Source organism: Streptomyces sp. NPDC002870 (genome assembly GCF_042888505.1).
Classification (GTDB): domain Bacteria; phylum Actinomycetota; class Actinomycetes; order Streptomycetales; family Streptomycetaceae; genus Streptomyces.
On record NZ_JBIAPW010000007.1, the window covers coordinates 250,095 to 274,552 of the forward strand.

Consider the following 24,458-nt stretch of genomic DNA (forward strand, 5'->3'; position numbering starts at 1 on the left):
GGCATCGTCATGGGCTCGGACTCCGACTGGCCCGTCATGGAGGCCGCGGCGCAGGCCCTCGACGAGTTCGAGATCCGGTACGAGGTCGATGTCGTCTCCGCGCACCGGATGCCGCGCGAAATGATCGCGTACGGAGAGGAGGCCGCGGACCGCGGCCTCAAGGCGATCATCGCGGGCGCCGGGGGAGCGGCCCATCTGCCGGGCATGCTCGCCTCCGTCACCCCGCTTCCGGTGATCGGCGTCCCGGTGCCGCTGAAGTACCTCGACGGGATGGACTCGCTGCTGTCCATCGTGCAGATGCCGGCGGGCGTGCCGGTCGCCACCGTCTCGGTCGCCGGGGCCCGTAACGCGGGCCTTCTCGCGGCCCGCATCCTGGCCACGCAGGACGCTGAACTCCTCGCCCGTATGCGGGAGTTCCAGCAGGAGCTGAACGACCAGGCGACGGAGAAGGGCAAGCGGCTGCGTACCAAGGTGGAAGGTGCGGCGGCCTTCGGTGTCGGGAAGTAACACCGCTATGGACCTTCTCAGCCGGGCACGGGAACTTCTCGCCGAGCATCCCGTCGTCGACGGGCACAACGACCTGCCGTGGGCGCTGCGCCAGCACGTCCGCTACGACCTGAACCGTATGGACATCGCCGTCGACCAGACGGGCCGGCTGCACACGGACATCCCGCGGCTGCGCGCCGGAGGGGTCGGCGCGCAGTTCTGGTCCGTGTACGTACGCAGCGACATGGCCGGGGACGACGCGGTCAGCGCGACCCTGGAGCAGATCGACGGGGTGCGGCAGCTGCTGGAGCGCTATCCGGCCGACCTGGCCGCGGCGCTGACGGCGGACGACATGGACAAGGCGCGCGGCGAGGGCCGGATCGCCTCGCTCATGGGTGCCGAGGGCGGGCACTCCATCAACAATTCGCTCGCCACCCTGCGGGCGCTGTACGCGCTGGGCGTGCGCTATATGACGCTCACCCACAACGACAACGTCCCGTGGGCGGACTCGGCGACCGACGCTCCCGGGGTCGGCGGCCTCTCGGACTTCGGTCACGAGGTCGTACGGGAGATGAACCGCACCGGCATGCTGGTCGACCTCTCCCACGTGGCCGCGACCACGATGCGCGACGCGCTCGCCACGTCGGCCGCCCCGGTCGTCTTCTCGCACTCCTCGTCCCGGGCGATCTGCGACCACGTGCGCAACATCCCGGACGATGTGCTGGCGCTGCTGCCCGCGAACGGGGGCGTCGCGATGGTCACGTTCGTGCCGAAGTTCATCCTTCCTCAGGCCGTCGCCTGGACCCAGGCGGCCGACGAGAACATGCAGACGCACGGCTTGCACCACCTGGACACGACCCCGGACGCGATGCGGATCCACGCGGCCTTCGAGGAGGCGAACCCCCGCCCGGTGGCCACCGTCGCGACGGTCGCGGACCACCTCGACCACATGCGCGAGGTCGCCGGCGTCGACCACATCGGCATCGGCGGCGACTTCGACGGCACCGCCTTCACCCCGGCCGGCCTGGACGACGTCGCGGGCTATCCCAACCTGATCGCGGAGCTCCTGCGGCGCGGCTGGTCGGAGTCCGACCTGGCGAAGCTCACCTGGCAGAACGCGGTGCGCACGCTGCGCGCGGCGGAGGACGTGGCCCGCGATCTGCAGACGCGGCGCGGCCCGTCGAACGCGACGATCGGGCAGCTCGACGGCTGAGTGCGGTCCGCTCGACGGCTGAGTGCCGTCCGCTCGGCGGCCGGGCGCGGTCCGGGAGGTACGGGGTCGGGCCTCGTACCCCCGAACGCACCACCCACCGTGAACCCTCGGCGCTCCCGTGCCACGGTGGCTCTACGGCACGGTCGTTCGAAGCTCGGAGCACCCGCCATGGCAGATCTGCAGGACGAACCCCAAACCGCCACCCCCGCGGTCGGCCACTTGGGCGACCTCGGCGATCTCAGCGATCTCAGCGACCTCGACGAGCTCGACGCACTGGCGCCGCCCCGCAGGGAGGCGGCGGCCGAGCCGGTCGAGCCCGTCGAGCCGGCCGCGGGGAGCCTGGGTCGGGCGCGGGAACTGCTTGCCGCACACCCGATTGCCGACGGGCTCAGCGGTCTGGCCCAGGCGCTCAGGGGCACCCCGTCGCACGACATCGAACACGGCGAGCTGACGCTGGAGACGGACGTACCCCGGCTGCGTGACGGTGGCGTCGGCGCGCAGTTCTGGTCCCTGCACGCGCCGCCCGAGATCACCGGTGACCGCGTGCTGACCGCGACGATGGAACAGCTCGATCTGGTCCGCTCGCTGGTGAAGGGCTATCCCGAAAGCCTGCGCCTGGCGCTGAACGCGGACGACCTCGCGGACGCGCGCAACTGCGGCCGCATAGCCGTACTGCTCGGCCCGGTGGCGGGCCCGGCCCTGGGCGACTCGCTCAGCACGCTGCGCGCGTACCACGCACTGGGCGTCCGCAGCCTGACTCTCGCGGGCACCCGCTGGACCCAGCGAACCGGCCTGACCTCCTTCGGCCATGAGGTCGTCCGCGAGATGAACCGGCTGGGCGTCGTCGTCGACCTCTCCGGCTGCACGCCCGAGACGATGCGCCGGGCGCTGATGGTGGCCCAGGCGCCGGTCGTCATCTCGCACCACCCGGAACCGGTGCCGGACGACGTGATGCGCCGGCTCCGCGCCAACTGCGGCGTCTGCATGGTCCCTTGCACGGCCGCCTCCCTCCGCGAAACGGTGGACCTCCTGGACCACGTCCGCGACGCGGCGGGCCCGGAGTCGGTAGCCCTCACCGGCGCCTACGACACGGGCGCCCCGCACGCCCCCGGACTGGCGGACGTGTCCTGCTTCCCCCGCCTGATCGCCGAACTCCTGGACCGCTCCTGGCCCGAACCGGACATCGAGGCGCTGACCTGGGGGAACGTGTACCGGGTTGTGAGGGACACGGATTTCGTGGCCAGGGCGATGCAGTCCCGCAGGTCGGCGTCGCAGGCACGGGTGACGACGCTGGACGAGGCGTAAGGGCCTGGGGCTCAGCCCCGCTCGGTCCGCGCAGAGCGCCCCCGCTCAGCCGCGCAGAGCGCCCCCGCTAGCACGCGCAGAGGCAGAACGGATGCCCCGCCGGGTCCGCGTACACCCGCCAGGACCGGCCCCTGTCGTCCGCGTCCAGCGGCTTCGCGCCCAGTGCCAGCGCCCCCTTCTCCGCCTCGTCCAGGTCGTCCACCGTCAGGTCCAGGTGGAACTGCTGCGACGCGTCGGGCGCCGGCCACTTCGGCGGTACGAAGCCCGGCGCCTCCTGGAACGCCAGCGGGGCGCCAGGAGCTCCCCTCAGGGAGACCCAGCCGTCGCTGTCGGCCTCGATGTCACCGCCCAGCAGCCCGGCGTAGAAGCGTCCGAGCGCGACAGGGTCGGGACAGTCCAGCACCACAGTCCCCAGCGTGGCGATGGCCATGGTCCGCTCCTCTGTCCGGGTTACCGGTGCAACGGTGCAACCGGTAACGGTTACCTCATACTCCCCCACCAGAGGTAACGTCGCAACCATGAATGACAGGGCACCCGCACCCGGCGGCCTCGCGCTGGTCGAGGCTCTGGTGAACACGCTGGACATCGAGACAGGCGCCGACCTGCTCGACACCGCCGACGGACGCGCCGCCTTCGGCCTCGCCGAGCGCGACGTGCCGGACGCCCGTGAGCTCCGCGAGGCCCTGCGCGGCGCCTGCCTCGCGCACGCCGGGCACCGATCACCGGGCCGCTCGCCCGCCGCGCTCGACCGGCTCCTGGCCGGGGCACCGCTGTACGTCACTGTCGCCGAGGACGGCGCGGCGGCACTGCGCCCCGCGACCGCGGACGGCCCGCTCGGCTCGCGTATCGCAGAGGCCATCGCGGCCGCGGCCGCCGACGGGACATGGGAGCGCCTCAAGGCGTGCGAGGCCGAGGACTGCCACTGGGCGTACTACGACCGCAGCCCGGCCGGCCGCAGCCGTTGGTGCTCGATGGCGGTATGCGGCGCCCGCGCCAAGATGCGTACGTACCGCGCCCGCCGCACGTCGACAGGCTGACGAGCCTCAGCAACCCGCCACCGCGCCGGCTCAGGCTCATGCCGCCCGCCGCGCCGTGAACGGCGAAAGCCCACGCCGACCCGCCGCGCCGTGAACGGCGGAAGCCCACGTCGACCCGCCGCGCCGTGAAGGCTCATGCCGCCCGCCGCGCCTCGAACGGCTCTGGCCGACCGCCGCGCCGCGAACGGCGAACGCCATCGCCAACGCCGCGCCGCGAACCGCGAAGCCTCAGGCCCGCGGCCGCCCCATCGCCCGGTATGTCCAGCCCGCCTCGCGCCACTTCACGCCGTCCAGCGCGTTCCTGCCGTCCAGCACTATCCGGCTCGTCACGACCTCGCCCAGCGCCGCCGGGTCCAGCTCGCGGAACTCGCGCCACTCCGTCAGGTGCAGCACCACATCCGCGCCCCGCACCGCCTCCAGCGCCGACGCCGCGTACCCCAGCGTCGGGAACAGCCGTCGCGCGTTCTCCATGCCCTTGGGGTCGTACACCGTGACCTGGCCGCCCTGCAGATGGATCTGGCCCGCCACATTCAGCGCCGGCGAATCGCGTACGTCGTCCGAGTCCGGCTTGAACGTCGCGCCCAGCACGGCCACCCGCTTCCCCAGGAAGGAGTCGCCGCCCACCGCGTCCCGCGCCAGCTCCACCATGTGCCCGCGCCGCCGCATATTGATCGAGTCGACCTCGCGCAGGAACGTCAGCGCCTGGTCCACGCCCAGCTCACCGGCCCTCGCCATGAACGCCCGGATGTCCTTCGGCAGGCAGCCGCCCCCGAAGCCGACGCCCGCCCGCAGGAACTTCTTCCCGATGCGCTCGTCGTGCCCGATCGCCTCCGCCAGCTTCACCACGTCGCCGTCCGCGGCCTCGCAGATCTCGGCCATGGCGTTGATGAACGAGATCTTGGTCGCCAGGAAGGAATTCGCCGCGGTCTTCACCAGCTCCGCCGTCGGGTAGTCCGTCACCACGAACGGAGACCCCTCCTCGACCGGCGTCGCGTACACCTCGCGCAGCAGCTTCTCGGCCCGCTCGCTGGTGACTCCCACCACGAGCCGGTCCGGGTGCAGCGTGTCCTGCACGGCGTAGCCCTCCCGCAGGAACTCCGGGTTCCAGGCCAGTTCCACGTCCCCGGGGGCCTTCTCTGCGAGCAGTTCGGCCAGCCGCTGCGCCGAGCCGACCGGGACGGTCGACTTGCCGACGACGAGCGCGGTCCGCGTCAGTACCGGAGCCAGCGACTCGAAGGCGGAGTCGACGTACGACATGTCGCAGGCGTACTCCCCGTGCTTCTGGGGGGTGTTCACGCATACGAAGTGAACGTCGCCGAACTCCCCGATCTCCTCCCAGGAGGTCGTGAAGCGCAGTCGCCCGCTCGATCCCTCGATCCCTGCCACATGCTTGGCGAGCAGCTCCTCCAGCCCCGGCTCGTACATCGGGACCTTGCCTGCCGAGAGCATCTCGATCTTCTCGGGCACGACGTCGAGGCCGAGCACCTCGAAGCCCAGCTCCGCCATGGCCGCGGCGTGCGTGGCGCCGAGATATCCGGTGCCGATCACGGTGATCTTGAGGGCCATGCGGTGCTCCAGGGAAGTGCGGGCTCGGAATGCGAGCCCGAGCATAGCCGTGCCCCCACGGGGCACGTTTCCCCCTGTCGCGGCCCCTGTCGCCAAGGTCACGTATGCCTGGCTGCGGGCGCCCTCTAAAATTGGGTTACTTAACGGTAGTTAGCGTTCCTTGGGGAGTGAGTGACATTGGCCGGATCGACCGGTAACTCGGCATTTGACCTGTACCGCCCGTCCGAAGAGCACGACATGCTCCGCGACGCCATCCGCTCGCTCGCCGAGGCAAAGATCGCTCCGTTCGCCGCCGAGGTCGACGAGGAGGCCCGCTTCCCGCAGGAGGCCCTCGACGCCCTGGTCTCCGCCGACCTGCACGCGGTCCACGTCCCGGAGGAGTACGGCGGCGCCGGTGCCGACGCCCTTGCGACCGTGATCGTCATCGAAGAGGTCGCGCGCGTCTGCGCCTCCTCCTCCTTGATCCCGGCCGTGAACAAGCTCGGCTCGCTCCCAGTGATCCTCTCCGGCTCCGAGGACCTCAAGAAGAGGTACCTGGGCCCGCTTGCAGGCGGCGACGGGATGTTCTCGTACTGCCTGTCCGAGCCGGACGCCGGCTCCGACGCGGCGGGTATGAAGACCAAGGCCGTGCGCGACGGCGACCACTACATACTCAACGGCGTGAAGCGCTGGATCACCAACGCCGGCGTCTCCGAGTACTACACGGTGATGGCCGTCACCGACCCGACCAAGCGGTCCAAGGGCATCAGCGCCTTCGTCGTCGAGAAGTCCGACGAGGGCGTCTCCTTCGGCGCCCCGGAGAGGAAGCTCGGCATCAAGGGCTCCCCGACCCGCGAGGTCTACCTCGACAACGTCCGCATCCCCGCCGACCGCATGATCGGCGAGGAGGGCACCGGCTTCGCCACCGCCATGAAGACCCTGGACCACACCCGCATCACGATCGCGGCCCAGGCTCTCGGCATCGCCCAGGGCGCTCTCGACTACGCCAAGGGCTACGTCCAGGAGCGCAAGCAGTTCGGCAAGCCGATCGCCGACTTCCAGGGCGTGCAGTTCATGCTCGCCGACATGGCGATGAAGCTGGAGGCCGCCCGCCAGCTCACCTACGCCGCGGCCGCCAAGTCCGAGCGGGTCGACAGCGACCTCACCTTCTTCGGCGCGGCCGCCAAGTGCTACGCCTCGGATGCCGCCATGGAGATCACCACGGACGCGGTCCAGCTGCTCGGCGGCTACGGCTACACCCGTGACTACCCGGTCGAGCGCATGATGCGCGACGCCAAGATCACGCAGATTTATGAGGGCACGAATCAGGTCCAGCGGATCGTCATGGCCCGCAACCTGCCGTAAGCAGGCATGCGAAGGGGGCCCGCACCGGAGACGTCCGGTGCGGGCCCCCTTCGCTGCGTCGGGTCAGCGGTCCGAGGTGACCGTGACCGTCTCGTCGTTCTTCAGCTGCTGCACCAGCTGCTTCACCTTGGTCTTGTCCCAGACCAGGTTCCCGGCCCGGCTGCCCGAGATCGGCATGTTCATGGACTTGCCGTCGCCGCCCGTGACGCCCTTCATCGCGAAGAACATCTTGCCCAGCGACCACAGGGACATGTCCTTGTCGACGATCAGGGTGTCCAGGCCCGCGCCCATCGTCGGGTAGAGCTTGAACGGGTTGAGGATCGTGCCCGGCGTCGCCGTCTGGCTCGCCAGGGCCGCGAGGAACTTCTGCTGGTTCTTCGTACGGTCCAGGTCGCTGCCCGCGAAGGCGTACCGCGTCCGCACGAACGCCAGCGACTGCTCGCCGTCCAGCGTCTGCTTGCCTGCCTGGAAGTCCGCGCCGGACTTCTTGTCCTTGAAGGCCTTCGGGATGTCGATCTCCACGCCGCCGATCGCGTCGACGATGTTCGCGAAGCCCGCGAAGCCGATCTCGACGTAATGGTCGATGCGCAGGCCCGTGTTGTGCTCGACGGTGCGGACCAGCAGCTCCGGGCCGTCCTCCGCGTACGCCGCGTTCAGCTTCACCCGCCGGCCCTCGGCCGGGAAGAGCTTGCCGGACTGCGAGCCCTTGAAGGACGGTATCTCCACGTCCGAGTCGCGCGGCAGCGAGATCAGCGTCGGGCCGTTCGAGCCTTCGTGCAGGATCATCATCGAGTCGGTCCGCTTGCCCTCGGCCGAGCCCGTGTGGAGCTTCTTCTTGTCGTCGGCCGTCATGCCCTCGCGGCTGTCGGAGCCCACGATCAGATAGTTCGTGCCCTCGCCCTCGCCGGGACGCTCGATGACCTTGGAGAGGTCGACCTCGCGCTTGAGCTTGGAGTCGGCCCAGAAGTACGTGCCGATGGAGACGGCGAGCAGTAGGACGACCAGGGTCAGCGAACCGACCTTGAGGCGGCGCCGCCAGTTGGGGACGGGCCGGCCGGCGTAGGGCTGGCCGCCGTGCGGCGGGCCGCCATTGCCGCCACCGGGGCCGCCGTAGACCTGGCCCGTGTTGTAGCCGCTGTCGTACCCCTGCTGGTCATAGCCTTCGTCGTACCCTCGCGACTGGGGAGGGACCCCGCCGCGCGGGGGTGCCGGGCGCCGCACCTGGCGCATCACCCGCGCGCCCTCGGGCTGAGCGCCGCCGCTGCCACGGCCGTACCCGGCTGCGTTGCCATTGCCGCGGTCGTCGGACCATCCATTGGGCCAGTCATTCATGCGGACCAGTGTGCAGGGCGGGCCCCCGCCCCAAACAGGGCGGGTGGGGAATAGGGGCTGGGCTGTTGCGAAGCTGATGCAATGCGAGGGGCCCAGAGCACCCGCATATGGTGGACGCCATGACAGATCAGGCCCAGCGCCCGGAGGAAGAGATTCCGGGCAAGCCCACCGGGGCGTCCCGAACCACCCTCAGCCACATCATGACCGGCAGTGACACCAATCTCCTCGGCACGGTGCACGGCGGCGTGATCATGAAGCTGGTGGACGACGCGGCGGGCGCGGTCGCGGGCCGCCACTCCGGAGGCCCTGCGGTCACCGCGTCCATGGACGAGATGGTCTTCCTGGTGCCGGTCAGGGTCGGCGATCTGGTGCATGTGAAGGCCCAGGTGAACTGGACGGGCCGGTCCTCGATGGAGGTCGGCGTACGGGTCCTGGCCGAGCGCTGGAACGAGTCGACCCCGGCGACCCAGGTCGGCAGCGCCTACCTCGTCTTCGCCGCCGTCGACGGGGACGGCAAGCCCCGACCCGTACCGCCGGTGATCCCCGAGACCGAGCGTGACCAGCGGCGCTACCAGGAGGCGCAGATCCGGCGTACGCACCGGCTCGCCCGGCGCCGCGCGATCAAGGAGCTCCGGGAGAAGCGCGCGGCGGAGGGCCTGGAGGACTAGGGCCCGCACGGCGGCGAGGGGGGCGGGGCGGGGGAGCGGGGCGGAGCCCCAATCATGGGCAGAAGCTACGGACAGACCACCTGGTCGCCGGTGACCGCGCCGAACTCGCCCGGAGGCGGCTCCTCCGCCCGCACCCGCGTGACCCCCTTGTAATCCGTCCCGGCCGTCACCTTCATCGTCCGCCCCTGCCCCTTCACCGCCCGCAGCTCACACCCCGGCAGCGCCGCCGCGAGCGATCTCGCCGAGCGGTCCCAGCGCGGGTCGTACGCCACGTAACTGCGTTGCACCTCGGTGCCGCCCCGGTTCATTGGAGCGCGGGTCGTGTTGAAGCCGGTGGCGCGCAGCGCATCGTCGACCGTCTTGCCCAGGCCGTCGGTGAGCGTCCCGTTGTAGACCTGCACCCGGATCTGCCGCGGCGACACATCGACCACCGTCGCCTGCGGCCTTTTCGGGCGGTGCGGCGCGAGCGGCTTGTCCTCGCGCAGCGTCCGGAACAGCTTCCTCGCCTTCGCCTCGTCCCACTTCACCGTCGAGCCGAGACCCCTCACGGGGCGGCTGGTGTCGCGGAGCGGGACGGAGGTGAATTCCGACGAGGCCGCGGTGAAGCCCCGCATCGCCCTGGCCAGGGCGAGCATCTCCTCTGCGCCGAATCCCTTGTCGGCCCGTACGGAGCTGAGCATCGTCGAGGAGACCTCGCGGAGCTTCACCGGGTTCAGCAGCGCACCGCTGCCGGTCGCCTGGTGGATGAGCGCCGCGAGGAAGCGCTGCTGGCGCTGCATCCGGCCGAGGTCGGCCGCCCCGTCGATATGGCGCGAGCGCACGTACTGCAGCGCCTGCCCGCCGTCCAGCTTGTGGGTGCCCGCGGCGAGATTCAGCCCTGTGTACGAGTCCTTCATCCGCCGGGGCGTACAGATCTCCACTCCGCCCAACGTGTCCACCGTCTTCATGAAGCTGGTGAAGTCGACCTCCAGATAGTGGTCGATCTTCACCTTGGTCAACTGCTCGACGGTCCGCACGGTCAGGCTCGGTCCGCCCTCCGAGTACGCCGCGTTGAGTTTCAACGGGTGTTTCGAGTGGCGCTTGCCGGTGGCGGGGTCGGTGTGCTCGGGGATCACGACGTAACTGTCCCGCGGCAGGCTCACCACGCTGGCGCGTTCCCGGTCCCCCGAGATGTGCACCAGCATGATCGTGTCGGTGCAGCGGCAGGGCGCGCCGCCGAGCCGGTACCTGCGCTTCTCTGCCTTCGTGATCTTGTCGCGGCCGTCGGTGCCGACGAGCAGGAGGTTCATGCCCTGGCCCGGCTCTGGCCGGTTCTTCATGTCCTTGAACGCGTCCACGCGGCCGATGCCGGTGTCCACGCTGGTCACCACCGCATGCCCGATGCCGCCGGCCGCCAGCACCAGGACCGAGAGCGTGGTCGCCACCCGCATGCCCCAGCGGGGCCGCTCGACCGGCTGTCTGGTCCTGGACCGGGCATTCGGCCGGGGAGGGCCGGAGGGGGACGGCCGGGAGCGGGGCGGCGTGGGCACGGTCGGGGAAACCTCCGCGGGCGACAGGGGGAGCCTGCGACACCGTAGGCCCATACGATCTGCGGCGACGGGCAGCGACCCGGCCGCCGCGCGTCCGTGTCCCCCATTCGCGGTAACGTGGCGGGCGATGAACGCCACGCCCCCTGTCTCCGTGATCATGCCGGTCCTCAATGAGGAGCGGCATCTGCGCAATTCCGTCCGTCACATCCTCGAGCAGGAGTACGACGGCGAGATGGAGGTGGTGATCGCGCTCGGGCCTTCCACGGACCGTACCGACGAGATCGCCGCCGAGCTCGTACGGGAAGACGCCCGCGTCCACACCGTCCCGAACCCCACCGGCCGCACCCCGGCCGCGCTGAACGCCGCCATCAAGGCCTCCCGTCATCCGATCGTGGTGCGGGTCGACGGCCACGGCATGCTGTCGGCGAACTACATCGCCACCGCGGTCCGGCTGCTCGAGGAGACCGGCGCGCAGAACGTCGGCGGCATCATGCACGCCGAGGGCGAGAACGACTGGGAGCACGCCGTCGCCGCCGCCATGACCTCGAAGGTCGGCGTCGGGAACGCCGCCTTCCACACCGGCGGCGCGGCGGGCCCGGCAGAAACCGTGTATCTGGGTGTCTTCCGTCGCGAGGCGCTGGAGCAGCAGGGCGGCTACAACGAGGAGTTCATCCGCGCCCAGGACTGGGAGCTGAACTTCCGCATCCGCGAGGCGGGCGGCCTGGTCTGGTTCTCGCCGGAGCTCAGGGTGCAGTACCGGCCGCGGCCGAGCGTGCGCGCCCTGGCGAAGCAGTACAAGGACTACGGCCGCTGGCGCCACGTCGTAGCCCGCTTCCACGAGGGCTCCATCAACCTGCGCTACCTCGCCCCGCCGACCGCGGTCTGCGCGATCGCCGCGGGCCTCGTGGCCGGCGCGGCTCTCACCCCCTGGGGCTTCATCGTCCCGGGCGGCTATCTGGCCGCCATAGCGGCGGGCTCCCTCCCTGCGGGCAAGGGCCTGCCGCTCAAGGCGCGCCTGCAGATCCCCGTGGCGCTGGCCACCATGCACATGTCGTGGGGGTACGGCTTCCTCACCAGCCCGCGCGCACTGGCGAAGAAGGTCATAGCGAGCCGCCGCCCGGCGGTGCGGGCGACGTCCGTCTGACTCGCCTACGCCGCTGACGTACGCCTCTGACAGATACGAGAGGGCCCCGGGTGCACGCGCACCCGGGGCCCTCTCGCGTACGAGCTACCAGCTGAAGCCGGGCTGCACGGGCATGCACGCCTCGTCGTTGTCGCCCTTCAGCGCGTTCGCCGACTCCGGGGTCTTGTTGTCGCCCTGCACCGCCGACTTCGGGTACGCGTCGCCCTGACGCCAGTCCGCGCCCACGATCAGCGAGATACCGGTGACATCCGTCGACTTCTTCACCGAAGTCAGCGGAATCCCGAGGGACTTGGCGACCGCCTGCGCATCGCCCTCGAGCTCGGCGTTGGAGAACCGGATGACCGTCTTCTCCTGCGGGTTCGTCGTGGCGTCCGCCCTGGCCTGTGTGAAGCCCTTGGCGGACAGGATCCCGGCGACCGCCGTCGCCCTGCCCTTCTCGGCGAACCGGCCGTCGCCCCCGGTGCCGTTCTGCACCATCACCGCGATCTCACCGGGCGTCGCAGCCGGGTCCTGGGAGACGGCGGGCGTGGCGGCCGGCTTCTTCTTCGGCGCCTTGCCGTCCAGCGGAATGTCCTCACGGACCATCCGGAACAGCTGCTCGGCATCGCCCGGCTGGGGCTCGACCTTGCCGGCGAACCCCGGCCGCTCGGAGTAGAAGTTCGGCATCGTGGTCATGGTGATCCGGGCGGTCGGGACGCTCTTGAGCTCCTCGCCCAGGTCGAAGAGCTGCCGGACGGAGTTGATGCCCTTGTCGACGGTGAGCGCTCCGATGGCCGCCTCGGCGAGCTTGCGCAGCTTGTTCGGGTCGGTGAGCTTGGTGTTCCTGCGCAGCTCCCGGACCATCGAATTCATGTACATGTGCTGCGCGCGGGTGCGGGCGAGGTCGGTGCCGTCGCCGAAGCCGTAGCGCGTACGCAGCCACTGGAGCGCCTGCTCTCCCTTGACGGGGTGAGTGCCCGCCTCCAGCTTCAGCCCGGAGCCCTGGCCCGTGCTGTTGCGCGAGTAGACGTTCTTCTCGACGCAGACCGGGACGCCGCCGATGGCGTCGGCCATGGAGACCACACCGGCGAAGTCGATCATCATGAAGTGGTCGATGGTGATGCCGGTGAGGGCGTACCAGGTCGCGACCGTGCAGCCGGGCCCGCCGCGGCCGAGAGACTCGTTGGTCAGCGTCCAGCCGGTGGCGGCGTACGTCTTGTCGGTGTCCGGGTCCTTGCACTCGGGGATCTTGACCACGGTGTCGCGCGGCATGCTGATCACCGAGATATTGCTGCGGTCGGCCGAGAGGTGCAGCAGCATCTGCACATCGGCGAGCGGCTGTCCGCCGAAGGTGCTCTTTGCACCGCCGAGCTGCTGGTTCTCCTTGGAGTCCCGCGCGTCCGAGCCGATGAGCAGGATGTTCAGCGGGGTCTGACCGGCGGAGTTGGCCTGGTGCTCGGGCATCTTGTCGCCGAGCGTGAGGTCGTCCTTCTTGAGCTTGCTGTTGAGGCGCTCGTAGTAGAGGTAGCCGGCGCCGGCCGTGCCTAGTATCAGCAGCGACAGGACGGACGCGACCCAGCGAAGTATGCGGCGTTTGCCGCGTTTTCCGTGCCGCTGCGGGCCGCTGCGCGGGCGTCCGGCCTTGTGGCCGCCGTCGCCGCCGTCCGCAGGCCCTCCGCCCGGCCCGGCCTGTCTGCCGGTCCTGCTCCTGCGGCCTCCGGCGCCCTGGCCGCCCCCTTCGCCGTACAGGCTGTCGTCCCAGCCCAGTTCGCGGGCGTGCGGGACGCGGCGCCGCGTCCCCTCCCCTCGCACGCTGTTCTGTCCCACCCCGGGTCCCCCCTGTCGTTCAGGCGCGCCTGATGACCCGGTGTTCCGGCGTCACTTGGCACACACCTGTTTGTCCGCTTCGACCTTCTGCACACCCTCCGGCGCCTTCGCCGGACCGGTGATGGGCACCCCCGCACCCTTGAAATCCGCGCCGAGGGTCAGCTGCATGGCCTCCAGACCCACGGCGTCCTCGGCGCCCGGCTTCAGCGCCGTCGCCGGCAGGCCCATGAGGTCCGCCAGCTTGCGGGCCTGATCGGCCTGGTTCGGCGCGTACGCCAGCGTCGTCTTGGGCAGCTTGCTCGGGGCATTGCCCTCGTTGCTCGACTTCAGTACGCCCTGCTCGTTCTGCAGCCAGGTCAGAGTCGTCAGCGCCGCCCCCTGCGTGTCGCTGCCGTTGAAGACCGCGACCCGCACCTCTGACGCGTTCGCCCTGGCCCCCTTGAGCAGACCCTGCTGCTTGTTCTTGGCGTCCTGTTCCTGCTGCTTCACCTCGGTGAGCGAGGTGTCGTTCTGAATCATCGAGAACAACGGCTTGGCCTTGGCCTCGTTGAGCAGCACGGTCGCCCCGTCGGTGTTGTCGACCACCGGCACGGTCGTGAAGGTGATGTTCTTCGGGTTCACCTTCGACAGCTCCAAGCCGAGATCGCGAAGCCTGGAGATCTTGCCTATGCCATCGTCTACGGTGAGCGCCTTGGTGGCGGCCTCTGCCAGATCCCACATCTTGGAGGGGCTGGAGAGCGTGTCGCTGGACTTCATCTTGCGGATCAGCGAGCTCAGGAACTGCTGCTGGATCTCGATGCGGCTCAGGTCGCCGCCGAAGCCCACCGAGTGACGCGTACGGACGAAGGCCAGTGCCTCCTCGCCCTTGATGGTGTGCTTGCCCGCCGGGAGGTCGAGCTTGGAGTCCTTGTCCTTGATGTCCTTCGCGAGACAGACCTCGACGCCGCCGACGGCGGTGGTCATCGTCTTGACCGCGTTGAAGTCGGCCATCATGAAGTGGTCGACGGTGACGCCGGTGAGCTCCTTGACCGTACGCATGGTGCAGCCCGGGTCGCGGCCCGACTGGCCGAGGCTCTCGTTGAACCGGGTCTTGCGCGTTCCCGCGATGTCCTTGGTGCCGTCGGCGGTATTGGTCTTGCAGGCCGGGATGTCGGTGATCAGGTCGCGCGGGATGGACAGCGCGGTGGCGTTCGTCCGGTCCTTGGAGACATGGAAGAGGATCGTGGTGTCGGCGTGCCCGACGCTGTCCCTGTCGCCGTAGGACTCATTGCCCTCGCCGGACCGCTTGTCGGTGCCGATGACGAGGACGTTGACGGCCTGGTCCTTCTTGAAGCCGCCGCTGCCCGCGCCCCCGACATCGATCGTGTTCAGGTTCGAGTCGAAGTGCCGGTAGACGAGATAGGTGCCCACGGCGGCGGCCACCACGAAGAAGGCCGTCACGCCACCCGTCCACAGAAGCGCCTTCTTCTTGCGGGACTTGGGCTGCTTGCGCTTGCGCCGGCCCGCTGTGGGGGGAGTGGTACCGACGGAGGCATTGCCGGCCCGGCCGCCGGAGGCATTGCCCGCACGGCGCGAGCGCTGCCCGGGCACCTCCCGGTCGGGGGACGCGGTCCTGTGGTCCTGCGGACTTCTCGGCGCCGGAGTTCTGGGAGCGGCGCTTGCCGACGCGGACGACTGCGGTGCGGATTGGTCCAGTCGCAATTCGTAATTGCCGGTTTGCGGGTTGAGTACCCACTGGTCGGCGGGGTCGATATCGTCCGCCCGTCCACGGCTTTGCGCATCCACGGTTGCTTGAGTCCTCCGTCGGTGCCACGCGAGGCGCCTCCCCCGAAGGGCGCTCGGTCTTTCGATCCAGCAGTGCGCGACCGAAGGTCGGAAGCACCGGATCGCGTCACACTATCCGCCCAGGTCAACGTCGAGCGACGTCAGTGACAAATTCCACGCTCCTTACAAGCGGGCATTCCGCCCAATCGTCATGGACTGCCGACTCCGGCTTGGCCATCGCTTTACTCACAGGTGCCTTCTGCGGCGGTTGTACCGGAGAAAGTCGGCGTCCGAGTCGGGCTCGCGGGCCCGCTGCCGTCCGGCTTCTCATCCGGCGAGGATTCTGCTTGCGAGGGGTCTTTCTTGTCGCCCTTGTCCGGGACGACGGTGACGGGCTTGTCCTCGCGCAGTCGCTTGAAGAGCTCAGCCGCGTCGGGCTCGACGAGCTCGTCGCGGTTCGGGTCGGCTCTGTACGGCTGCCGCGGAACGGTGAGGAACTGTACCTTTTCGGTTGGAATGCTGCGGATTGAGCGGGTTAGGTCGTACAGATCCTTCAGCGAGTTCAGACCCGGGTCGGTGGTCAGTGATTTGGTCGCCGCGTCCAGCACCGGGAAGAGCCGGGTCGGATTGAGCAGTACGCCATTGCTCTGCACCTTCTTGACCAGCGCGCCGAGGAACTGCTGCTGGCGTTCCATGCGTTCGGTGTCACTGCCGTTGCCGATGGACTTGCGGGCCCGTACGAAACCGAGGGCCTGCTCGCCGCGCAGCGTCTGCTTGCCCGCGGGCAGCTCGAGGTGCGCGTCGGCGTCGTCGATCGGTTCCTTCAGGCAGATCTCGACCCCGTGCACGGCGTTGACCATGTCCTTGAAGCCGCTGAAGTCCACCACCATGTGGTGGTCGACGCGGATGCCGGTGAACCGCTCGACGGTACGGATCGTGCAGGCCGCGCCGCCGAACTCGAACGCCCAGTTGAACTGCGCGAACTGCGCCTTCGTACGGGTGCGGTCGGCCCCCCGGCAACTGGGGATGCTGACCATCAGGTCACGCGGGATGGACATCGCGGTCGCGCTCTTCCGGTCCCCGGAGATGTGCAGCAGGATCGTGGTGTCGGAGCGCTGGCTGCCCCCGTCGTCGCGGCCGTACTGGCTGTTGCCGTCGCCGGAGCGGGTGTCGGAGCCGAGGAGCAGGATGTTCTGCGCGTCGCGCGAGAGGGGCTTGGGCCGCTCCTTCTCGTACGCTTCGAGCTCGGCGGCCGCGGTGATGTCGGTGGTGATGTTGGCATCGAACTTGCGGTAGAACCACCAGCCGACGGCGGCGGCGGCGAGGACGACGACGGAGGTGCCGAGGGCGGTCCAACGCAGCAAGTGATGTTTGCGGTTGGGGGGCTGGGCGCCCGCCTCAGGCGTGCCGAGCGTGTCGTCCGCGCCTGCCGTGTCGTCGGTGCTGTCCGTGCCGACGGTGCCTGCCGTTTCGTCCGCGTCCGCTGTGCCCGCTGTGCCCGCCACGTCCTTCGCGGTGGCGGCGCCAGCCGTGTCGTCCGCGTTCTCCGTGCCGGCAGTGCCGGTTGCACCGGCAGCGCCAGCCGTGCCGTCCGCGTCAGCCTTTGCCGGATCCTCGCCGTTACCGGCCTCGCCCGTACTACCAGGCCCGCGCGTTCCGGTCGGCGGCTCGTCGTCGGCCGGGCCGTCCGGTTCGGCGGGCGTGCCAGCACTGTCCGTCACGTCTGCGTCCATCCTTCATGGCGTCGGCGGCGCGCTGGGTCGCCGATCGCAGGACTAGACGGCTGAACCTCGCGCTTGGTTGTGCGTTGAAGCACGCGTATCGCCGATCATCCACCGGAGTTGACGCTCAGGCCCGGGGGCTCGGCCCGCATGTGCGCCACACGAGTGGACCTCAGAGGGTTGTCACACCGCGGTGTTCGTGACGCGCTCGCTCTCGATCCGCTTCTCGCGGCCCTCCTGCGACAGCTCACCGAGGTTTCGGCAGAGCACCACCGACCCACCGGCCGCAAGCGGCGCGAAGAGCCCGGCCGACAGCCCCTCCCACGAGTCGTATCCGCGTCCCGTCAGCAGCCGCGAGCCGGGCGTAAGGCCCAAGTCGGCCGCGTCCGCGCGGGCCCGCTCCACCAGCTCGACGCCGGTCAGTTCCATGCCGCCCACGGTGAGCGCGGGCGCGGACGGATCCACCGGTGCGTACGGCGCGAAACGGTCGCCCTGACCCGGCACCTCCACCGCGTAGTCCACGAACCCCGCCGGCGGCTGCGGGAAGCGCCCACCCAGCGGCCGCAGCGCGAGGGCCACCCGCTCCCCGGAACAGGCGCGCGCCTCCTCCAGGGTGTCCGGACCGCTGACCACAAGATCCGCGTCCGCCGGGTCGCCGCCCACCTCGACGCTCACGCCGACCGAGGAGCAGGCGAGCAGCCAGACCGCGCTCTGCCAGTGCGCGGGAAGCAACAGCGCGAGCCGGTCACCGGGCTGGGCGGCCAGGTCGCCCTGGAGCAGATTCGCCGTCTTTGCCACCCAATTGGCGAAGGTGGCCACGGACAATTCCACCCGCTCACCGGTGGCGTCGTCGTAGAAAGTGACCAAGGGGCGCGCCGGGTCCGCGGCGAGCGCGGATCGCAGCAGGTCGGCAGGGGTACGGTCGCTGGCGTTCACCCGTGCAAGGGTACGCGGCGGGGCGGGCGGGAAGCCGCCGTACCGGTGACGGGGTCCTCCGGTTGGAGCGATGGGCCGTCAGTTTCCCGGATAGCGGAGTCCGCGGCCCCGGCTCAGGATCGTCATCATGCGTGGATTTCTTGCAACTTCCGTCGGCGTCGCGTGCTCAGCCGCGCTGATAGTTCCGCTCTCACTGCCCTCCGGCGCGACCGCCGCGTCCCCACCAGTGCCGGATCTGCCCGGTTCCACTCAGTCGCTGCCGCTGGCGCCGACCGGGGAGGGGGCGTCCGACCGGTCACTCGGCCCGGCGACGGAACAGGGGGTGACCGAACGTGACGTCAGACCCTTTTCCCTCGTCGGCGTCGTCTGGGACGACGTGAACGTCGAACTGCACGGCACGGTCGAGGTCAGAACCCGGGCCGTCGGCTCCGGCGAGTGGTCCGGCTGGCAGGACGTGGAGACCCACAACCACGAGCACCGCGCGGACCCGGGCAGCGCGGAGAGCAAGTCGGGGAAGATGCGCGGCTCCACGGCCCCGCTGTGGGTCGGCGCGTCGGACGGCGTGGAGGTACGCGTACGCCAGGAGGCGGCCGGACGGACTCCGCTGCCCGAGGGCCTGCGCCTCGAACTCGTGGACCCGGGGGAGGGAGCGGCGGACGAGCCCGCACTGGCGGGCGTACCTGCGCCGACGAACGAGCCCGCTCTGGCGGGCGTACCTGCGCCGACGAACGAGCCCGCTCTGGCGGGCGTACCCGCGCCGACGAACGAACCCGCTCTGGCGGACGTACCCGCGCCGACGAACGAACCCGCTCTGGCGGACGTACCCGCGCCGACGAACGAACCCGCTCTGGCGGACGTACCCCCGTCGACGAACGAACCCGCGCCCGCGGGCGAATCCCCACTTCCGGACGAGCCCGCGCCCGCGGAGGAACCCGCGCCCGCGAACGAGAACATGCTCCCGGCGCTGTCACGAGAGGAGACGGAAGCTGAGTTGGACCCGTCGGCCCTCGCAGGCGCGGTGCCGTACATCGGGCCTCGCCCGGCCATCATCACGCGCAAGGGATGGGGCGCCGACGAGTCGCTGCGCGAGAAGACTTTCGTCTACACGTCGTCCGTCAAAGCCGCTTTCGTGCACCACAGTGCCACCGGAAACAACTACACCTGCGCGCAGGCGCCCTCCGTCCTGCGCAGTATCTACCGCTACCACGTCGTGAGCAGTGGCTGGCGCGACTTCGGCTACAACTTCGCCGTCGACAAATGCGGAAACATCTACGAAGGGCGCGCGGGAGGCGTGGGAAAGCCGGTTCTCGGCGCGCACACGCTGGGTTTCAACACGAACAGCGTGGGCATCGCCGTGCTCGGCACGTACAGTCTCTCCACCCCACCGCCCGCCGCCGTGACCGCGGTCGCGAAGCTGACGGCTTGGAAGCTCGGGCTTTACGGCATGAACCCGCTCGGCAAGGTCCTGCTGACGTCGGGAGGGAGCGGCAAGTATGCGGAGGGGGTAAAGGTCAACATGAACGTCATTTCCGGGCACCGGGACGGATACTCCACGGACTGTCCGGGAGCCCTCCTCTACAACAGGCTCGGCACCGCCCGCCGTGCCGCGGCCACGTACCAGGGACGTGCCTGAAGCAGAGAACGCACCAACCAACTGCATAAACTGGCCGGTCTCGAACGAGTGACCATGACGAGTGACCATGCCGGCCCCAGCAGGAAGCAGAGACGACAAGGTGACAGAAGCGATCCTCCTGGTCGGCGGCAAGGGCACCCGGCTGCGCCCGCTCACCGTCAATACGCCCAAGCCGATGGTTCCGGCGGCGGGCGTACCGTTCCTCACACATCAACTGGCACGGGCCAGGGCGGCGGGCGTCGAGCACATCGTGCTGGCGACGTCGTATCTGGCGGAGGTCTTCGAGCCGTACTTCGGGGACGGCTCCGCGCTCGGCCTCCAGCTGGAGTACGTCACAGAGGAGGAGCCGCTCGGCACCGGCGGCGCGATCCGCAACGTCGCCTCCCGGCTGCGGTCGGGCCCCGAGGACCCCGTGCTGATCTTCAACGGCGACATCCTGACGGGCCTGGACATCGAGGCGCTGGTCACCACGCACCGCTCGTCGGGCGCGGACGTTTCCCTTCACCTCACCAGGGTCGAGGACCCTCGGGCGTTCGGGCTGGTCCCGACGGATCAGAGCGGCCGGGTCACGGCCTTCCTCGAAAAGCCGCAGACCCCCGAGGAGATCGTCACCGACCAGATCAACGCGGGCGCGTACGTCTTCCGCCGCTCGGTGATCGACACGATCCCGGCGGGCCGCCCGGTCTCGGTGGAGCGCGAGACGTTCCCGGACCTGCTGGCCTCGGGAGCCCATCTCCAGGGCATGGTCGACTCCACGTACTGGCTGGACCTCGGCACCCCGCAGGCTTTCGTCCGCGGCTCGGCCGACCTCGTGCTGGGCCGCGCCCCGTCGCCGGCTGTCCCGGGCCGGTGCGGTGACCGTCTGGTCCTGCCCTCGGCATCGGTCGCCCCCGACGCCAAACTCACCGGCGGCACGGTCATCGGCGCGAACGCGGTGATCGCCGAGGGCGCCCGCATCGACGGCAGCGCGGTCCTGGAGGGCGCGATCGTGGAGGAGGGCGCGGTGATCTCCTCCTCCCTCATCGGCGCGGGCGCCCGGATCGGCGCGCGCTCGGTGCTGTCGGGGGTGGTGATCGGCGACGGCGCGGTGGTGGGCGCCGACAACGAACTGCGCGAGGGCGCGAGGGTGTGGTGCGACGCGGTGCTGCCGCGGGCGTCGGTGCGCTTCTCGTCGGACCAGTAGTCCCGCGCCTCAAGCGCCGGCGGGGCTGGTTTCGGGGCTCCGCCCCGGATCCCCGCGCCTCAATCGGTGGCGAGGCTTGAATTTCCCGCCGGTCGGCCTGAAAACGCAGGCCGACCGGCGGAAATCAAGCCCGTTGGGGGTCCCCCTCCGGACGAAGTCGTGGGGGAGATTGAGGACACGGCCGAAGGCCGTACCTGGGGGTCCCCTCACGCCCGCAGGCCGTAGGGGGAGGGCGGGGCGGGGGAAAGTCTGCCGGGGCCGACGAGGGCCCGTACTCTCATACACCGTGGCAGGACGCTTCGCACCGAACCAACCCACCCGCACCACCGTGCGGGGCGGTCACACCCCCGTGCCCGCCTCCACCGGCATCCCCCGGCAGGCACCCGCGTCCCGCACCCGCCGCTGGACCCCGCCCGGCCCCCTCGACCTGGGCCTCGTCCTCGGCCCCCTCCGCCGCGGCCCCGCCGACCCCACCTTCCGTACCACCCCCGACGGCTCCGTCTGGCGCGCAACCCGTACGCCCGACGGCCCCGGCACACTCCGCGTCGCCCTCCGGCCGGCGGCCGCGGAGGCCGAGGCCGAGGCCTGGGGCCCCGGCGCGCCGTGGCTGCTCGCCCGGCTGCCGGACCTGTTGGGGGCGCAGGACGAGCCGGACCTCTTCGAGCCCCGCCACCGCCTCGTCGCCGCGTCCCAGCGTCGCTCCCCGGGCCTCCGCCTCACCCGCACCGGCCTGGTCCTCGAATCCCTGATCCCCTCGATCCTGGAGCAGAAGGTCACCACGGACGAGGCGTACCGCGCCTGGCGGCTGCTGGTACGGAAATACGGCGAGCCCGCCCCCGGACCGGCGGCCGATGGCACGCGCCGTATGCATGTCATGCCGGACCCGTCCGCCTGGCGGATGATCCCGTCCTGGGAGTGGCACCGCGCCGGTGTCGACAACAAGCGCGCCTCCACCATCCTGCGCGCGGTCCGTGTCGCCCGCCGCCTGGAGGAGGCGTCGGCCATGGAGCCCCGACAAGCGCAAGAACGCCTGGAGTTGATTCCCGGCGTCGGTCCCTGGACCTCCGCAGAAACGGTCCAGCGTAGCAACGGCGCCCCCGACGCGGTCACCGTCGGCGACCTCCACCTCCCCGGCATCGTCGGCTACGCACTCGCGGGCGACCGCGACGCCGACGACGCGGCGATGCTCGAACTCCTCGCCCCCTACACGGGCCAGCGCCACCGCGCGGCCCGCCTCATCCTCCTGGGCGGCCGCACCCCGCCCCGCCGCAAGCCGAAGATGCCACGCGTCGACATCGCCACGCTGTAGAACGCCGAGGACCCGGCGGCCTCTTCGACCCGCCCGAAATGACGGACGACGGACAGGGCGCCGGCTGTGTGTTCTTCGGCGACTGCGTGCCGGGGCCTTCCGTCGCGCCAGGAGGTCACCGCACCGCGATGAAGTCCCCCGGCTCCCGCGCCGGCCGCTGCTTCGGCGGTGCGGCCGCATGACCCACCGCCACCGCGCCCATCGGGTCCCACCCTGCGGGCAGGCCAAGCACATCCCGGACCACATCGCGGCAGAACATCGTCGACGACACCCACGCAGAGCCGAGCCGTTCGCCCGCCAGCGCCACCAGGAAGTTCTGGATGCCCGCGCCCGCCGCGACCACGAACATCTCGCGCTCGGCACCGTCGCGCCGCGGATCCCCGTAGTGGTGTGAGCCGTCCATGACGAGGCACGGCACGACCAGATACGGCGCCTTGCGCAGCAGATCCCCGCGCCGCACGCGCTTCGCGACGGACTCCTCCGACTTGCCGTCGCGCCGCAGATCCGCGGTCCACGCGTCCCGCATCGCGTCCAGCAACTCGGCGCGGGACGAAGCAGATTCGAGCAGTACGAAACGCCACGGCGTCGTGTGATGCGGCGCCGGAGCAGTCACCGCGGCCGCGACCGCCCGGCGCACCGCGCCGCCGTCCACCGGCTCGTCGGTGAACTCCCGCACCGTGCGGCGCTGGGTCACCGCCTCCCGTACCGCCTCCGAGGTCCCCAGCCGGAACATGTCGTCGGCCGCGACCCGCACCATCGCCCGGGCGCCTTCCGCGTCATCCGCCACCACATGGGACAGGCCGCGCACCACCGCGACCGGCAGGCCGTCGGCCTTGCCCTTCACCAGGTCACCGGCGGCGGCCAGTTCGTCCGCGGTGGCGACGACGGTCGAGCTCAGCGGATTGCCGTATCCGTCGACGCCGCCCCGCAGATCGTCCAGGACCCGCACTCCGGCCGCGCCGATCGCGACATCCGTCAGACCGTTGCGCCAGGGCCGCCCGAAGGTGTCCGTGACGATCACGCCGACGTCGACGCCCAGCGCCGCCCGCAGCCCCTCGCGGATCGCGCGCGCCGAGGCATCAGGATCGGCAGGCAGCAACAGCACAGTCCCGGCAGGGATGTTGGAGGCATCGACGCCGGCCGCGGCCATCACCAGGCCCTGCCGGTTCTCGACGATACGAAGGGGCCCGCGCCGCGCCACCACGCGTACCGTCTCCGCGTCGATCGCCGCCTCGCGGTCCGCCGCCTCCACGATCCTTCCCTCGGCCTTGCTCACGATCTTCGAGGTGACGAGCAGGACATCGCCGTCCACAAGCCCGGGCGAGGTGGCGATGATCAGCTTCGCGAGGTCGTCGCCCGGCCGGACCTCACCCAGACCCGGCAGCGCCCAGACCCGGTACGAGGGGGAGGACGAGGGGGAAGGGGAGTCCGCGGCAGAAAGGGAGGAGGAGTCCGCGACAGAGGGAGAGTCCGCGGCAGAGGGGGAGGGCGTGCTCACGCCCGTACCTCCTCGGCCAGCTCCAGCGCCCGCCGCGCCATCTCCGCCGTCGCGTCCACATCCGTCATCAGCAGCGGCACAGCCCGGCAGCGGATCCCCGCCCCCTCGACCTCAGCCACCGCGCCCGCGTCGACGGTGTCGACCAGCCAGCCGTCGAGCAGCCCGGAGCCGTAGTGCTGGGCCACCGCCGCGGCGGTCGCCTCCACGCCCACCGCCGCCAGTACCTTGTCCGCCATCCCGTGCACCGGCGCGTTCCCGACGATGGGGGACAGGCCCACAACCGGGACGCCCGCCTCTGCGATGGCCTCGCGGATCCCCGGCACCGCCAGGATCGTGCCGACGCTGACGACGGGGTTGGACGGCGGGAAGACGATCACGTCGGCGGAGGCGATCGCCTCCAGCACCCCCGGCGCGGGCTTCGCCTGGTCCGCGCCGACGGGCACGACGGCCTCCGCGGCCACGGACGCCCGCAGCTTCACCCAGTACTCCTGGAAGTGGATGACCTTCCGCTCGCCCTCGACCTCGACGGCGACATGCGTCTCGACGCGGTCGTCCGACATCGGCAGCAGCCGAACGCCCGGATTCCAGCGCGCGCAGAGCGCTTCGGTGACGGCGCTGAGCGGATAGCCCGCGGCGAGCATCTGCGTACGGACGATGTGTGTCGCGAAGTCGCGGTCGCCGAGGCCGAACCACTCGGGCCCCACACCGTAGGCTGCGAGCTCTTCCTTGACCCGGAAGCTCTCGTCCGTACGCCCCCAGCCCTGCTCTTCATTGATGCCACCGCCGAGGGTGTACATCACGGTGTCGAGGTCGGGGCAGACCTTCAGCCCGAACAGATGGATGTCGTCACCGGTGTTGCCGATCACCGTGACGTCCGCTTCGGGCGCGGCCTGCTTGAGACCGCGAAGGAAACGGGCGCCGCCGATGCCGCCGGCCAGAACCACAATGCGCATGCAGACAGTGTGTCAGGCGGAGCCTGATCGA

General features: G+C 70.5%; 20 protein-coding genes. 10 read left to right on the forward strand and 10 right to left on the reverse strand.

What is annotated here, in order from left to right; translation table 11 throughout:
- Positions 1-9: 9 nt before the first annotated feature.
- The 3 genes from purE (at position 10) to ACFYWY_RS12155 (ending at position 3,004) form a co-directional block, all read left to right on the forward strand.
- Entirely contained in the window at positions 10-507 is a 498-nt protein-coding gene (gene purE, locus ACFYWY_RS12145) for a 5-(carboxyamino)imidazole ribonucleotide mutase (RefSeq protein WP_389183811.1), read from the forward strand.
- Positions 508-514: 7 nt separating this feature from the next.
- On the forward strand, positions 515-1,699 hold the full coding sequence (locus ACFYWY_RS12150) for a dipeptidase (RefSeq protein ID WP_389183674.1): 1,185 nt from the start codon (positions 515-517) through the stop codon (positions 1,697-1,699).
- Between the two features lie 168 nt (positions 1,700-1,867).
- Positions 1,868-3,004 carry a membrane dipeptidase gene (locus ACFYWY_RS12155; RefSeq protein WP_389183677.1) on the forward strand — a complete coding sequence of 379 codons (1,137 nt, stop codon included), beginning with the start codon at positions 1,868-1,870 and terminating at the stop codon, positions 3,002-3,004.
- 67 nt (positions 3,005-3,071) lie between these two features.
- On the opposite strand, the gene ACFYWY_RS12160 is transcribed toward ACFYWY_RS12155, so the two are convergent.
- The gene (locus ACFYWY_RS12160; RefSeq protein WP_389183679.1) at positions 3,072-3,434 is read right to left on the reverse strand and encodes a VOC family protein; all 363 of its coding nucleotides are present in this window, start codon (positions 3,432-3,434) and stop codon (positions 3,072-3,074) included.
- A gap of 88 nt (positions 3,435-3,522) precedes the next feature.
- On the opposite strand from ACFYWY_RS12160, the gene ACFYWY_RS12165 reads away from it, so the two are divergent.
- On the forward strand, positions 3,523-4,041 hold the full coding sequence (locus ACFYWY_RS12165; RefSeq protein ID WP_389183681.1) for a CGNR zinc finger domain-containing protein: 519 nt from the start codon (positions 3,523-3,525) through the stop codon (positions 4,039-4,041).
- A gap of 228 nt (positions 4,042-4,269) precedes the next feature.
- On the opposite strand, the gene ACFYWY_RS12170 is transcribed toward ACFYWY_RS12165, so the two are convergent.
- Positions 4,270-5,607: a UDP-glucose dehydrogenase family protein gene (locus tag ACFYWY_RS12170; RefSeq protein ID WP_389183684.1), complete on the reverse strand. Its 1,338-nt coding sequence runs from the start codon at positions 5,605-5,607 to the stop codon at positions 4,270-4,272.
- 177 nt (positions 5,608-5,784) lie between these two features.
- On the opposite strand from ACFYWY_RS12170, the gene ACFYWY_RS12175 reads away from it, so the two are divergent.
- Positions 5,785-6,951: an acyl-CoA dehydrogenase family protein gene (locus ACFYWY_RS12175; RefSeq protein WP_389183687.1), complete on the forward strand. Its 1,167-nt coding sequence runs from the start codon at positions 5,785-5,787 to the stop codon at positions 6,949-6,951.
- A 63-nt stretch (positions 6,952-7,014) separates the two neighbouring features.
- On the opposite strand, the gene ACFYWY_RS12180 is transcribed toward ACFYWY_RS12175, so the two are convergent.
- Positions 7,015-8,283: an LCP family protein gene (locus ACFYWY_RS12180; RefSeq protein WP_389183690.1), complete on the reverse strand. Its 1,269-nt coding sequence runs from the start codon at positions 8,281-8,283 to the stop codon at positions 7,015-7,017.
- 119 nt (positions 8,284-8,402) lie between these two features.
- On the opposite strand from ACFYWY_RS12180, the gene ACFYWY_RS12185 reads away from it, so the two are divergent.
- Positions 8,403-8,951, forward strand: coding sequence for an acyl-CoA thioesterase (locus ACFYWY_RS12185; RefSeq protein WP_389183693.1), 549 nt, complete (start codon positions 8,403-8,405; stop codon positions 8,949-8,951).
- Positions 8,952-9,016: 65 nt separating this feature from the next.
- Here ACFYWY_RS12185 and ACFYWY_RS12190 read toward each other — a convergent pair whose 3' ends face one another.
- Complete coding sequence (locus ACFYWY_RS12190) at positions 9,017-10,381, reverse strand: LCP family protein (protein ID WP_389183695.1); 1,365 nt, start codon at positions 10,379-10,381, stop codon at positions 9,017-9,019.
- Positions 10,382-10,607: 226 nt separating this feature from the next.
- Between ACFYWY_RS12190 and ACFYWY_RS12195 the strand changes: the two genes are divergently transcribed.
- Positions 10,608-11,624 carry a glycosyltransferase family 2 protein gene (locus ACFYWY_RS12195; RefSeq protein WP_389183698.1) on the forward strand — a complete coding sequence of 339 codons (1,017 nt, stop codon included), beginning with the start codon at positions 10,608-10,610 and terminating at the stop codon, positions 11,622-11,624.
- A gap of 84 nt (positions 11,625-11,708) precedes the next feature.
- On the opposite strand, the gene ACFYWY_RS12200 is transcribed toward ACFYWY_RS12195, so the two are convergent.
- From ACFYWY_RS12200 to ACFYWY_RS12215, 4 genes are all read right to left on the reverse strand, one after another.
- A complete protein-coding gene (locus tag ACFYWY_RS12200) occupies positions 11,709-13,430 on the reverse strand; it encodes an LCP family protein (RefSeq protein WP_389183701.1) in 1,722 nt (573 codons plus the stop codon).
- 51 nt (positions 13,431-13,481) lie between these two features.
- Positions 13,482-15,215, reverse strand: coding sequence for an LCP family protein (locus ACFYWY_RS12205; RefSeq protein WP_389183704.1), 1,734 nt, complete (start codon positions 15,213-15,215; stop codon positions 13,482-13,484).
- A gap of 221 nt (positions 15,216-15,436) precedes the next feature.
- Positions 15,437-16,927 carry an LCP family protein gene (locus ACFYWY_RS12210; RefSeq protein ID WP_389183707.1) on the reverse strand — a complete coding sequence of 497 codons (1,491 nt, stop codon included), beginning with the start codon at positions 16,925-16,927 and terminating at the stop codon, positions 15,437-15,439.
- Positions 16,928-17,098: 171 nt separating this feature from the next.
- Entirely contained in the window at positions 17,099-17,851 is a 753-nt protein-coding gene (locus ACFYWY_RS12215; RefSeq protein ID WP_389183710.1) for a TIGR03089 family protein, read from the reverse strand.
- Between the two features lie 127 nt (positions 17,852-17,978).
- Here ACFYWY_RS12215 and ACFYWY_RS12220 point away from each other — a divergent pair, with 127 nt between their 5' ends.
- The 3 genes from ACFYWY_RS12220 (at position 17,979) to ACFYWY_RS12230 (ending at position 21,976) form a co-directional block, all read left to right on the forward strand.
- Positions 17,979-19,484: an N-acetylmuramoyl-L-alanine amidase gene (locus ACFYWY_RS12220; protein WP_389183713.1), complete on the forward strand. Its 1,506-nt coding sequence runs from the start codon at positions 17,979-17,981 to the stop codon at positions 19,482-19,484.
- 67 nt (positions 19,485-19,551) lie between these two features.
- Complete coding sequence (locus tag ACFYWY_RS12225) at positions 19,552-20,667, forward strand: sugar phosphate nucleotidyltransferase (RefSeq protein ID WP_389183715.1); 1,116 nt, start codon at positions 19,552-19,554, stop codon at positions 20,665-20,667.
- Positions 20,668-20,953: 286 nt separating this feature from the next.
- Positions 20,954-21,976, forward strand: coding sequence for a DNA-3-methyladenine glycosylase family protein (locus ACFYWY_RS12230; RefSeq protein ID WP_389183718.1), 1,023 nt, complete (start codon positions 20,954-20,956; stop codon positions 21,974-21,976).
- A gap of 115 nt (positions 21,977-22,091) precedes the next feature.
- Here ACFYWY_RS12230 and ACFYWY_RS12235 read toward each other — a convergent pair whose 3' ends face one another.
- Together ACFYWY_RS12235 and cofD are read right to left on the reverse strand one after the other, a co-directional pair.
- Positions 22,092-23,474 carry a coenzyme F420-0:L-glutamate ligase gene (locus ACFYWY_RS12235; RefSeq protein WP_389183721.1) on the reverse strand — a complete coding sequence of 461 codons (1,383 nt, stop codon included), beginning with the start codon at positions 23,472-23,474 and terminating at the stop codon, positions 22,092-22,094.
- A complete protein-coding gene (gene cofD, locus ACFYWY_RS12240; RefSeq protein ID WP_389183724.1) occupies positions 23,471-24,427 on the reverse strand; it encodes a 2-phospho-L-lactate transferase in 957 nt (318 codons plus the stop codon). The genes ACFYWY_RS12235 and cofD overlap by 4 nt, the downstream gene beginning before the upstream one ends.
- Positions 24,428-24,458: the final 31 nt, after the last annotated feature.

Excerpts from the sequence above, each read along its gene's own strand:
- purE (WP_389183811.1), top strand. The coding sequence starts at position 10 with ATGGGCTCGGACTCCGACTGGCCCGTCATGGAGGCCGCGGCGCAGGCC.
- ACFYWY_RS12150 (WP_389183674.1), top strand. The coding sequence starts at position 515 with ATGGACCTTCTCAGCCGGGCACGGGAACTTCTCGCCGAGCATCCCGTC.
- ACFYWY_RS12155 (WP_389183677.1), top strand. The coding sequence starts at position 1,868 with ATGGCAGATCTGCAGGACGAACCCCAAACCGCCACCCCCGCGGTCGGC.
- ACFYWY_RS12160 (WP_389183679.1), bottom strand. The coding sequence starts at position 3,434 with ATGGCCATCGCCACGCTGGGGACTGTGGTGCTGGACTGTCCCGACCCT.
- ACFYWY_RS12165 (WP_389183681.1), top strand. The coding sequence starts at position 3,523 with ATGAATGACAGGGCACCCGCACCCGGCGGCCTCGCGCTGGTCGAGGCT.
- ACFYWY_RS12170 (WP_389183684.1), bottom strand. The coding sequence starts at position 5,607 with ATGGCCCTCAAGATCACCGTGATCGGCACCGGATATCTCGGCGCCACG.
- ACFYWY_RS12180 (WP_389183690.1), bottom strand. The coding sequence starts at position 8,283 with ATGAATGACTGGCCCAATGGATGGTCCGACGACCGCGGCAATGGCAAC.
- ACFYWY_RS12185 (WP_389183693.1), top strand. The coding sequence starts at position 8,403 with ATGACAGATCAGGCCCAGCGCCCGGAGGAAGAGATTCCGGGCAAGCCC.
- ACFYWY_RS12190 (WP_389183695.1), bottom strand. The coding sequence starts at position 10,381 with ATGCGGGTGGCGACCACGCTCTCGGTCCTGGTGCTGGCGGCCGGCGGC.
- ACFYWY_RS12195 (WP_389183698.1), top strand. The coding sequence starts at position 10,608 with ATGAACGCCACGCCCCCTGTCTCCGTGATCATGCCGGTCCTCAATGAG.
- ACFYWY_RS12210 (WP_389183707.1), bottom strand. The coding sequence starts at position 16,927 with ATGGACGCAGACGTGACGGACAGTGCTGGCACGCCCGCCGAACCGGAC.
- ACFYWY_RS12220 (WP_389183713.1), top strand. The coding sequence starts at position 17,979 with ATGCGTGGATTTCTTGCAACTTCCGTCGGCGTCGCGTGCTCAGCCGCG.
- ACFYWY_RS12225 (WP_389183715.1), top strand. The coding sequence starts at position 19,552 with ATGCCGGCCCCAGCAGGAAGCAGAGACGACAAGGTGACAGAAGCGATC.
- cofD (WP_389183724.1), bottom strand. The coding sequence starts at position 24,427 with ATGCGCATTGTGGTTCTGGCCGGCGGCATCGGCGGCGCCCGTTTCCTT.